At 72.4% G+C, this 10,174-nt stretch carries 10 protein-coding genes; all 10 read left to right on the forward strand.

Annotation, left to right across the window (positions count from 1 at the left end; all coding sequences use genetic code 11):
• The first annotated feature begins 81 nt into the window (after positions 1 to 81).
• Positions 82 to 1,032 carry an ACP S-malonyltransferase gene (locus ACZ6S6_RS30635; protein ID WP_469708004.1) on the forward strand — a complete coding sequence of 317 codons (951 nt, stop codon included), beginning with the start codon at positions 82 to 84 and terminating at the stop codon, positions 1,030 to 1,032.
• On the forward strand, positions 1,019 to 2,566 hold the full coding sequence (locus tag ACZ6S6_RS30640; RefSeq protein ID WP_469708006.1) for a class I adenylate-forming enzyme family protein: 1,548 nt from the start codon (positions 1,019 to 1,021) through the stop codon (positions 2,564 to 2,566). The genes ACZ6S6_RS30635 and ACZ6S6_RS30640 overlap by 14 nt, the downstream gene beginning before the upstream one ends.
• A complete protein-coding gene (locus ACZ6S6_RS30645) occupies positions 2,547 to 2,801 on the forward strand; it encodes an acyl carrier protein (protein WP_362961554.1) in 255 nt (84 codons plus the stop codon). The genes ACZ6S6_RS30640 and ACZ6S6_RS30645 overlap by 20 nt, the downstream gene beginning before the upstream one ends.
• Before the next feature lie 5 nt (positions 2,802 to 2,806).
• Positions 2,807 to 4,039 carry an aminotransferase-like domain-containing protein gene (locus ACZ6S6_RS30650; RefSeq protein ID WP_469708009.1) on the forward strand — a complete coding sequence of 411 codons (1,233 nt, stop codon included), beginning with the start codon at positions 2,807 to 2,809 and terminating at the stop codon, positions 4,037 to 4,039.
• Entirely contained in the window at positions 4,036 to 6,339 is a 2,304-nt protein-coding gene (locus ACZ6S6_RS30655; protein WP_469708011.1) for a lantibiotic dehydratase, read from the forward strand. The genes ACZ6S6_RS30650 and ACZ6S6_RS30655 overlap by 4 nt, the downstream gene beginning before the upstream one ends.
• A complete protein-coding gene (sbnA, locus tag ACZ6S6_RS30660; protein ID WP_362961560.1) occupies positions 6,336 to 7,349 on the forward strand; it encodes a 2,3-diaminopropionate biosynthesis protein SbnA in 1,014 nt (337 codons plus the stop codon). Before ACZ6S6_RS30655 ends, sbnA begins: the two co-directional genes overlap by 4 nt.
• Before the next feature lie 79 nt (positions 7,350 to 7,428).
• Positions 7,429 to 8,457: a 2,3-diaminopropionate biosynthesis protein SbnB gene (gene sbnB, locus ACZ6S6_RS30665; RefSeq protein WP_362961562.1), complete on the forward strand. Its 1,029-nt coding sequence runs from the start codon at positions 7,429 to 7,431 to the stop codon at positions 8,455 to 8,457.
• The gene (gene fabG / locus ACZ6S6_RS30670; protein ID WP_362961564.1) at positions 8,454 to 9,206 is read left to right on the forward strand and encodes a 3-oxoacyl-ACP reductase FabG; all 753 of its coding nucleotides are present in this window, start codon (positions 8,454 to 8,456) and stop codon (positions 9,204 to 9,206) included. The genes sbnB and fabG overlap by 4 nt, the downstream gene beginning before the upstream one ends.
• Positions 9,207 to 9,241: 35 nt before the next feature.
• On the forward strand, positions 9,242 to 9,538 hold the full coding sequence (locus tag ACZ6S6_RS30675) for an acyl carrier protein (RefSeq protein ID WP_362961566.1): 297 nt from the start codon (positions 9,242 to 9,244) through the stop codon (positions 9,536 to 9,538).
• Positions 9,535 to 10,056 carry a 3-hydroxyacyl-ACP dehydratase FabZ gene (gene fabZ / locus ACZ6S6_RS30680; RefSeq protein WP_362961568.1) on the forward strand — a complete coding sequence of 174 codons (522 nt, stop codon included), beginning with the start codon at positions 9,535 to 9,537 and terminating at the stop codon, positions 10,054 to 10,056. The genes ACZ6S6_RS30675 and fabZ overlap by 4 nt, the downstream gene beginning before the upstream one ends.
• Positions 10,057 to 10,174 lie beyond the last annotated feature (118 nt).

Raw genomic sequence — 10,174 nt, forward strand, 5'->3', positions numbered from 1 at the left:
TTCTCCCTCCGACCCTTTCCGCCTCCGACGCCGGGCCCCCGCACCGGTCAACGACACCCCTACGAAAGGAGATTCGAACTCATGTACGCATTCGTTGTACCGGGGCAGGGCTCCCAGACCCCGGGCATGCTGGCCGGCTGGCTGCGCGACCCGGTGCACGCCGAGCGGCTGCGCGCCTGGTCCGAGGCCGCCGATGTGGACCTCGTGTACCTCGGCGGCAAGGCGCCGGCCGCGGAGATCGCCCGTACCGAGAACACCCAGCCGCTGCTGGTCGCCGCCGGGCTCCTCGCCCATGAGGCGCTCACCATGGCCGAGCCGGACGGCCCGCTGGTGGCCGCCGGGCACTCGGTCGGGGAGCTGACCGCGGCGGTGTACGCCGGGGCGCTCGCCCCCGCCGACGCCGTGCGGCTGGCCGCGGTACGTGGCCGGGCGATGGCCGCGGCCTGTGCCGAGGTCCCCACCTCGATGGCGGCCGTGGTCGGCGGCGAGGAGGCCGAAGTACTCGACCGCATCCGCGAACTGGGCCTGCACGCGGCCACGTTCAACGGCGCGGGACAGATCGTCGCGGCCGGGGCCACGGCGGACCTGGAGCGGCTCGTCGCCGCCCCGCCGCCCTCCGCCACGGTCAAGACGCTCCAGGTCGCCGGCGCCTTCCACACCCCGTACATGGAGTCCGCGCGCCGGGCCGTCGCCGCGGCGGCCGAGCGGACACCGTTCCGGCGGCCGACCGGGGCCCTCCTGTCGAACGCCGACGGTTCGGTCGTCCGCGAACCGGACGACATCCGCCGCCGCCTGGTCGAGCAGGTGGTCAAGCCGGTGCGCTGGGACCTGTGCCTGGAGTCGCTCGGCCGGATCGCGCCCGAGGTGACGGTCTGTCTGCCGCCCGCCCGCACCCTCGCGGGCATCTTCAAGCGCCAGCTTCCCGAGCTGGCCGTCGTCTGCGTCACCGCGCCCCGCGACCTCGACAAGGTGCGCGCCCGGATCGGTGCCGCAGTCGCCTGGAAGGAGGACCTCGTCCATGCCGGTGTCTGAGCTGTTCGCACGTGCCCGCGCCGAGCGCCCCGGGCACCTCGCCCTCGTCGACGCCGCGGGGCCGCTGACCTACGCCGAGCTGGGCACCGAGACCGACCGGGCGGCCGGCTGGCTGCGCGGTCAGGGAGTGGGCGAGGGCGACCGCGTCGTCTACGCCGGTGGCGGCGACCGTACCTTCCTCGCCCTCCTTTGGGCCGCGCTCCGCATCGGGGCGGTGTTCGTTCCGGTGCACCCCGACCTCACGGACAACCAGATCGACCACATCGTGCGGGACTGCACGGCCGCTCTCGCCGTCTGCCCGCCCGCCGCGGGCGGCGCCGCCGGGAGAACCGTGGAGGTGGAGCGGGCCGCGCGGGAGATGGCGCACACGCCCGCCGACCACACCACCGCCGAGGTCGCGGACGACGCGGTCGCCCTGCTGATCTACACCTCCGGCACCACCGGCCGCCCCAAGGGCGTCGTCTGCCCGCACCGGCAGATCCTCGCCGCGGTCCGCGCCGTCAACGCGGGCCTCGGCTACCGCGCCGACGACGTGGTGCTGTGCCGGCTGCCGCTCTCCTTCGACTACGGCCTCTACCAGGCCCTGCTGTGCACGCTGGCCGGCTCGGCCCTGGTGCTCACCGACCGGGGCGGCGACATCGGACTGATCCGGGTGATCGAGCGCCACGGAGTCACCGTCATCCCGCTGGTGCCCTCGCTCGCGCAGATCCTCGGCCTGCTGCAGAAGAAGCTGCGCCGCGCCACCGGGGTCCGGCTGTTCACCAACACCGGTGCCCGGCCCAGCCCGGCCGTGATGCGCGAACTGCTCGACGCCTTCCCCGGCTCCGTCTTCGCCTCGATGTACGGGATGACCGAGTGCAAGCGCATCTCGGTCCTGGACCCGGCGCTCTACGAGCGGCATCCCGACTCGGTGGGCCGCGCCATCCCCGGTGTCCGGGTACGGACGGTCGGCCCGGACGGGCAGACCCTGCCGCCGGGCGAGGTCGGCGAGATCGTCGTCCATGGCGAGACCGTGATGGCCGGGTACTGGGGGGTCCCGCTGGAGCGGCAGAGCCGGTACGTGCGCCGCGCCGACGGCTCCCTGGAGCTGCACACCGGCGATCAGGGCCGGCTCGACGCCGACGGTCTGCTGTACTTCGTCGGCCGCGACGACGACGTGATCAAACGGCGCGGTGTGCGGATGAGCCTGTCGGAGATCGAGCTCGCCGCCGAGCGCGTCCCCGGCGTGTACGCCGCCGTCGTCCCGCGCCCCGCCGACGAGGACGCCCCGCTCCTGCTCGCCGTGCAGACGGATCTCGCCCCGCACGAGGTCCGTACGGCTCTCGCCCGCCGTCTGGACCCGGCCCGCCTTCCCGACGGGATCGTCCCGCTCGACACCGTGCCGCTGACCGCCAACGGCAAGCCCGACCGCGCGGCCGTCGCCCGGCTGCTCCTGGCCGGGGCCACCGCCGCACCCTCCGCAGCCGTCACCACGGCTGTCACCACCGTCCCCGCCGCACTCACAGGGAGCTCCCATGGACCAGTCGCAGTTTGACCAGCTCGTAGAGGAGATATGCGCCGTGCAGGTCACCGGCTCCGAAGTGCCGCTCGTGGATCTCGGCGTGGACTCGCTCCACACCGTCGCCCTGGTGATGGCCGTCGAGGACAGATTCGACATCGAGCTGGACCCCGACGCGCTCGCCGACCTCTCGCTCACCTCGTCGGCCGGCCTGTTGAAGCTCGTGCACGAGCAGCTGGCGAGCGGCGCGAACGCGTTGTCGGGGAGCTGACCGCCATGTGGACCGACATAAGACCCACGGCCGAGATGCCGCAGCTCTTCGAACGGGGCGGTGATCTGATCTCGTTCGCCGGCGGCCTGCCGGACCTCGACCTGCTGCCCCTGAAGGAACTCTCCGAGCAGTTCGCCCGGCTGACCCGGCTCGGCGGCCGGATCGCGTTCCAGTACAGCACCCCGCATGTGGCCAAGGCCCTCGTCCCCGCCATCTCCGACCTGATGGCCCGCGAGGGCGGCAGCACCGGCGCCGCGAACCTGGTGCCGACCGCCGGCTCCCAGATGGGGCTGCTGGCCCTCGGCCTCGGCCTCGCCACACCGGGGGAGACCGTACTGTGCCAGACCCCCGCCTACCCGGGCGCGGCCACCGCCTTCCGTACGGCGGGACTGCGGCTGCACGGAGCCCCCGAGGACGCCGAAGGGCTCGACCCGCTGGAGCTGCGGGCGACCGTGGCCCGGCTGCGGGCCGACGGGCAGCAGGTACGGATGCTGTACTGCAACCCGACCTTCCAGAACCCCACCGGCGCCACCCTGTCCGTCGAGCGGCGCCACCAACTGGCGGAAGCGGCAAGGGAACTGGACCTGCTGATCGTCGAGGACAACCCCTACGGGCTGCTCGGCTTCGACGGCGGCACGGTCCCCACCCTCCAGGGCATCGACCCGGAGAACGTCGTCTACCTCGGCACCTTCTCCAAGATCTTCGCGCCGGGGCTGCGCTGCGGCTGGATCGCCGCACCCGAGCCGGTCGCGGAGCGGCTGCGCCGCACGACCGAGGTGATGGCGCTGTCGCCGTCGGCGTTCGCCCAGGCCGCGCTCGCCACGTTCCACGCCCGCGGTGGCTGGGACGCCCTGATCGACGCCTACCGCGAGCGCTACCGGGAACGGTGCGGCCTGATGGCCGATGCGCTGGAGGAGGAGCTGGGGACCGAGGGGCCCTGGCGGTGGCAGCGGCCGGAAGGCGGCTTCTACCTGTGGCTGCGGCACGAGGGCGGCGCCGACACCGGCCGCTTCGCGCTCGCCGCGGCCGAGCAGGGCGTCTCCTTCGTCCCCGGCAGCCATTTCGGGCTCGACGGGGAGTGCGGCGACGCGCTGCGGCTCTGCTTCAGCAATGTCCCGCGCAAGCTCATCCCCAAGGGGGTCGCCCGGCTCGCGGCCGCGCTGCGAGGCGCGGAGGCCGGCCCCGAAACCGGCACCGGCGGGGACCGCGACGCGGACCTCGGGAGGCGGGCCGCGTGACCGGCACCCGTGAAGCGCTGCGCGGGCACGACTGGGCCGACTTCCGGCCCACCCGGCGCCTCGGCGACAGCGAGTGGCACATGTGGGGCGTCGGGCTGCTGCGCAGCGCCGGCTTCCCCGCCTCGGGACTCGACCTGCTCGGCGGGCCGGCGGCGGCCGCCGCGGCCGACCGCGGGGACGAGGACGCCTTCACCGCCGCCTACCTCGCCGACTGCGCGGCCGAGACGCACCGCCTGGCCGTCCTCGCCGGTGACGAGAAGGTCCGCACGGCCATCGCCTGGCAGAACCGCACCGTCTACCGCGTCCTCGACGCGCTCGCCGCCGGCACGGGCAAGGAGTCCAAGCGCAAGCAGCGAGAGCGCACCCTGGCCATGTACTGGCTGCGCTACTGCGCCAAGGCCGAGACCATCGGCTTCTTCGGTCCGGCCGCCTGGATGTCCGTCGGGCGCGCGCCCGGAGGCCTCGCGGTGGACCACGGCGAGCGGCTGGTCGCGCGCAGCCGTACGTACTTCGAACGCTGGGCGCTGGCCGCTGTCGCGGACTGGATGGCCGCCCAGCCCGGCGCCCGCTGGTGGTTCCCGCCGCTGCCGCGCCCCGACGTCCACCTCGACGGTGACCGGCTGCTGCTGCCGGGCGGACGCGTGACGCGGCTGCGCCCGGAGGACCGGCAGGTCCTCGGCCACGCGGACGGGGAGCGCAACGGCGCGGCGATCACCGAGGCCCTCGTCCGCGAGGACGGCTGGGACGCCGAGGGGGCACGGCCCCGCGTCGAGAAGATCCTGACCCGGCTGCTCAAGCAGCGCGTGCTGACCTGGGACGCCAACATCCCGGTCGACGTGCGGGCCGAGCGGATCCTGCGACGGCGGGTCGCCGCCGTCGCCGATCCCGAGCTGTTCGTCCGCTTCGAGACCGTCCTCACCGGACTCGACCGGCACCGCGACGCCATCGACGCCGCCACCACCGCCGACGAACTCGCCGCGCGTATGGACGAGTTGGACGCGTACTTCGTGCGGACGACCGGACTCGACGCGTCCCGCGACGAGGGCAAGGCGTACGCGGGCCGCACCCTCTGCTACCAGGACGCGGTGCGCGACTGCCAGGTCGAGGTCGGCACCGGCTTCCTGGACGGGATCGCCCGGCCGCTCGCCCTGGTGGCCGACGCGGCGGACTGGTTCGGCAACCGCCTGGTGGAGCTGGTCGAGGCGGAGGTGGCCGGGTTCATCCGGGCTGCCGCGCCGCGGCGCTCCCCCGTCACCCTCGCCGACGTGTGGCCGCAGGTGCTCGGCCTGTTCTGGGGCGGCGACGGCGCCCGGCCGGTGCACACCGCGACGAGGGAACTCGCCCGCAAGTGGCGTGAGGTCCTCGATCTCGATCCGGCCGGCGTGGAGCCGGTCGCGCTGCGGGTGGGCGACATCGAGCGGCGGGCGCGCGCCGTCTTCGCCACCGGCCCGGTCCGCTCGCCCCATCTCGCCCTGCACAGCCCCGACCTCCAGGTGGTCCAGGAGGCGGACGGGGACCTGACCGTCGTCCTCGGCGAGCTGCACGCCTGCCTCGCCACCTGCGACCTGCCGTTCCTCGACTGGACCAGTGACGCCGGCTCCCTGCGCGACAAGGTGAACGCGGCGATCGGCGCGCCACGCCTGGTACCGCTGCTCCCGGTCGACTGGAAGCGCAACAGCGGCCGCATGGTGCCCGCCCCCATCGGCGCGGGCGACCGGCTCATCGGGTTCACCCGGGCGCCGTTCGACGACCGCTCCCGGATCGACCCGGCCGCCGCGATCACCCTGGCCGAGCGGGACGGCACGGTCACCGCCACCACGCCCGGCGGGCGCGAGTGGAGCATGGCCGAACTGCTCGCCGTACCGGTGTCGATCATCGCCGCGGACGCCTTCAAGATCGGGCTCGACCGGCCGCACGCCCCGCGCGTCACCCTCGACGGGCTCGTCCTGTTCCGGGAGACCTGGCGGGTGCCCGTCGGGGAGATCCTGCTCGCCGCCAAGCCGGACCGGGCGGGTGACTACCTCGCTGTACGGCGCTGGCTGCGCGCCGGCGGGCTGCCCGACCAGGCCTTCGTGAAGTTCCCGCAGGAGACGAAGCCGTCCCTGGTCGACTTCACGAGTCCCACCCTGGTGCTCTCCTTCGCCAACCTCGTCCGCCGCACCCGGCGCCTGGACGAGGACGCCACCGTGATCCTCAGCGAGCCGCTGCCGCACCCCCGGGACTCCTGGCTCACGGGGGCCGACGGCGAGCGCTACGTCAGTGAACTCCGGCTCCAGATCAGCAGAAAGGTACCGGAATGACCGTGGCCCCCTCCGCCGCGGCGACCCGCGCCGCCGCCGCGGCCCGTCCCCGCGATCCGGACATCATCGCGACGATCGGCTCCACCCCGCTGGTCGCCCTCGACCGTCTTTTCCCGCCCACGCGTTTCCAGGTCTACGGCAAGTGCGAGCGGTTCAACCCGGGCGGTTCCATCAAGGACCGCGCCGCCCGCTCCATGATCGAACACGCCCTGTCCACCGGGGTGTTGATGCCGGGCATCTCCACCGTCGTGGAGTCCTCCTCCGGCAACCTGGGTATCGCCCTGGCCCAGCTCTGCAACTTCTACCGGCTCGACCTGATCTGCGTCGCCGACCCGCGCACCACCGCCCAGAACGCCGCGATCATGCGGGCGTACGGGGCGACGGTCGAGATCGTGGACCGCGATCCGGAGACCGGCGAGTACCTGCCGTCCCGGATCAGGCGGGTGGGGGAACTCCTGCGCACCGTGCCCGACGCCTACTGGCCCAACCAGTACGGCAACGAGTACAACGCCCTCGCCCACCAGCACACCATGCGCGAGATCCACGAAGCGCTCTCGCAGGCTCCCGACTACCTCTTCCTGGCTGCCGGCACCACCGGCACGCTGCGCGGCTGCGCCGAGTACATCGCCGCCGAGGGCCTGCCCACCCAGGTGGTGGCGGTGGACGCGGTGGGCAGCGTGATCTTCGGCCCGCCCGAGTCCTGGGAGCGCCGGCACCGCCGCACCATCCCCGGGCACGGCGCGGCGGTGGTCCCGGCGCTGATGCGTCCCGGTCTCGCGGACCGGGTGGTGAAGGTGACCGACCTGGACTGCGTGCGCGGCTGCCGGGCCCTGCTGGCGAAGGAGTCGATCCTCGCGGGCGGTTCGTCCGGCGCTGTCATGGCCGCCCTGCTGGATGCCTCCTCCTGGATCACGCCGGGTGCCACCTGCGTCGCGATCCTCCCCGACGGGGGCGACCGCTACCTCGACACGATCTACAGCGACACCTGGGTGGAGTCCCGCTTCGGCTGACCGCCCCGCCGGCGACGCGTTACGCGTCCCATCAACTCTTCGTCTCAACTCATCTTCCACGCAGAGGAATTGACCAGTCATGAGAATCCTCGGTCGTGAGGACGTCGCCGCCGCGCTCAACGGCCTCGACCCCGCCGTGCTCGACGCCGTACGCACCGCGTACGTGCTGCACGGCCAGGGCCGCTCGGAGGTGCCGTTCTCCGGGTTCCTGCGCCCGCCCGGCGACGACGGCTCCCGCATCATCTCGCTCCCCGCCTACCTGGGCGGACCCGAGCCCGTCATGGGCCTTAAGTGGATCTCCTCGTTCCCGGCCAACGTCGAGCGGGGCCTGCAGCGCGCCTCGTCGGTGCAGATCCTCAACGACCTGCGCACCGGCTACCCGGCCGCCGTCCTGGAGGCCAGCCAGATATCGGCGTCCCGCACCGCGGCGTCGGCCGCCCTCGCGAGCCGCACGCTGCACGGCGACCGCCCGGTGCACACGGCCGGGCTGATCGGCTGCGGCACCATCAACCGGCGCGTCCTGGACTTCCTCGTGCTGGTCCACCCCGAACTGCGCACGGTCACCGTCCAGGACGCGGTGCCCGGCCGCGCGGCCACCTTCGCCGCCCAACTGGCGGCCGAGCGACCGGAGATCAGCTTCCTCGCCGGTGACGTCGACGACGCGCTGCGCGCCGGCACGGTCTCCGTCGCCACCACCGACTCCACCTACTGGCTCGACCTCGCCGCCCACCCCGACCGCCCCGGGCATCAGGTGATCCTGCACCTGTCGCTGCGCGACCTGAGCACGGACTCCGTCCTGAACGCCTACAACGTGGTCGACGACATCGAGCACGTGATGCGCGAGCGGACCTCGCTGCACCGCGCCGAGCAGGAGGTGGGGCACCGCCGCTTCGTGAACGCCGAGATCGCGACCGTGCTCGGCCAGAGTGAGGGGCCGGTGACCGGGGGGACCATCGTCTTCTCCCCCTTCGGCCTCGGCATCCTCGACCTCGCCGTCGCCCGGACGATCCTCGCGGCGGCCACCCGGGACGGCATCGGCAGCGAGGCGGAGGGCTTCGACCCCGGCCGGCACCGGGTCACCGCGGCCATGGCGGGAGGCGTGGCATGAGCTTCCTGTTCCCCGAGGGCACCCGGGCCCTGGTCACCGGAGCCTCGCGCGGCATCGGCGCGGCCACCGCGCTGGCGCTCGCCGAGCAGGGCTGCGACATCGTCCTCAACTACCGTGCCAGCGCGGCCAAGGCGGAGGAGGTCGCCGAGCAGATCCGCGCCCTGGGCCGCGAGGCCCTCCTCGTCCAGGCCGATGTCGGTGACGAGGCTCAGGTCATCGCGATGTTCAAGCGGATCCGCACCGAGTGGGGGCCGATCCAGGTCGCCGTCCTCAACTCCGGCGTGACCGCGGACGGCCACCTCGCGGCCATGAGCAGCGCCAAGTGGCAGGAAGTCATCGGCACCAACCTCACCGGCTCCTTCCTCACCGCCCGCGAGGCCACCAAGCAGATGTACGCGAGCGGCGGCTCCATCGTCCTGATGGCCTCCACCAGCGGGATCGCCGGACGGGCCGGCCAGGCCAACTACGCCGCCAGCAAGGGCGGAGTGATCGCCCTGGCCAAGACCCTCTCGTACGAGGTGGCGCCGCGCGGTATCCGCGTCAACGTCGTCGCCCCGGGGTTCATCGACACCGACATGGTCAAGAAGGTCCCCCCGGCCCACCTGAAGGAAGCCCTCCAGGTGATCCCGCTCGGCCGCACCGGCACCCCCGCCGAGGTCGCCCAGGCCGCTGTCTTCATGGCCTCGTCCGCCGCTTCGTACATCACCGGAAAGGTGCTGACCGTCGACGGCGGAATGATCCCCAACTGAACTCAATATCCACCGATTCACAGGAGAGACCCACTATGTCCACCGCCACCTTCGAGGACATCCGTACCCAGGCCGAGACCCGTCTCGGCAAGAACATGAAGGTCAAGTCGATGATCATCAATCGGCTCGGTCTCGAAGTCGAGCCGGCCGTCGTCTCCGACAACCAGCCGCTGTTCGGCCGGGGCCTGGAGATGGACTCGCTGGACACGCTGGAGATCGTCGTCATGGTCAACAACGAGTTCGACGTGCTGATCAGCGACGACGACTTCGAGGCCTTCGGCTCCATCAACGCCCTGGTCGACTTCATCGAGGACCGGGAGACCGCCGCGTGAGCCCCGCGACCACACTCCTCGAAGCGCCGGCCCCCGCGCCCGCGCGCAAGGCCCTGAGCTACTCGTCCGACGACATCAAGCAGATGCTGCCGCACCGGTGGCCGATGCTGATGATCGACCGGGCCTACGACGTCGTCCCGGGCGTCTCGGGCCGCGGCGTCAAGAGCGTCTCCGTCAACGAGCCATTCTTCGCCGGGCACTACCCGGACCACTCGATCATGCCGGGCGTGATGATCGTCGAGTCGATGGCCCAGCTCGTCGCCGTCGTCTACGTCGCGGAGATCCTCGAAAGCGCCGCGGGCACCGGAGAGGACGACGCCTCGCGAAGCGTCGGCTACCTCGGCTCCATCAGCAACATGAAGTTCTCCCGGCTCGTCGTCCCCGGGGACCAGCTCACGCTGGAGGCCAAGCTGGGGCAGCGCCTCGGAGGCCTGCGCCAGGTGAAGGTGCGGGCGTGCGTCGGAACCGAACTCGCCGCCGCCGGGACGCTCGTCGTCACCACCGGCCGCAAGGGCTGAACTCCCCCCTCCCAAAAAGAATCCAGAACCAGAACCAGAACCAGAACCAGAACCAGAACCAGAACCAGAACCAGAACCAGAACCAGAACCAGAACCAGAACCAGAACCAGAACCAGAA

The organism is Streptomyces sp. NPDC048671, assembly GCF_055587045.1.

Excerpts from the sequence above, each read along its gene's own strand:
- sbnB (WP_362961562.1), top strand. The coding sequence starts at position 7,429 with ATGAGAATCCTCGGTCGTGAGGACGTCGCCGCCGCGCTCAACGGCCTC.
- sbnA (WP_362961560.1), top strand. The coding sequence starts at position 6,336 with ATGACCGTGGCCCCCTCCGCCGCGGCGACCCGCGCCGCCGCCGCGGCC.
- ACZ6S6_RS30675 (WP_362961566.1), top strand. The coding sequence starts at position 9,242 with ATGTCCACCGCCACCTTCGAGGACATCCGTACCCAGGCCGAGACCCGT.
- ACZ6S6_RS30645 (WP_362961554.1), top strand. The coding sequence starts at position 2,547 with ATGGACCAGTCGCAGTTTGACCAGCTCGTAGAGGAGATATGCGCCGTG.
- ACZ6S6_RS30640 (WP_469708006.1), top strand. The coding sequence starts at position 1,019 with ATGCCGGTGTCTGAGCTGTTCGCACGTGCCCGCGCCGAGCGCCCCGGG.
- ACZ6S6_RS30635 (WP_469708004.1), top strand. The coding sequence starts at position 82 with ATGTACGCATTCGTTGTACCGGGGCAGGGCTCCCAGACCCCGGGCATG.
- fabG (WP_362961564.1), top strand. The coding sequence starts at position 8,454 with ATGAGCTTCCTGTTCCCCGAGGGCACCCGGGCCCTGGTCACCGGAGCC.
- ACZ6S6_RS30650 (WP_469708009.1), top strand. The coding sequence starts at position 2,807 with ATGTGGACCGACATAAGACCCACGGCCGAGATGCCGCAGCTCTTCGAA.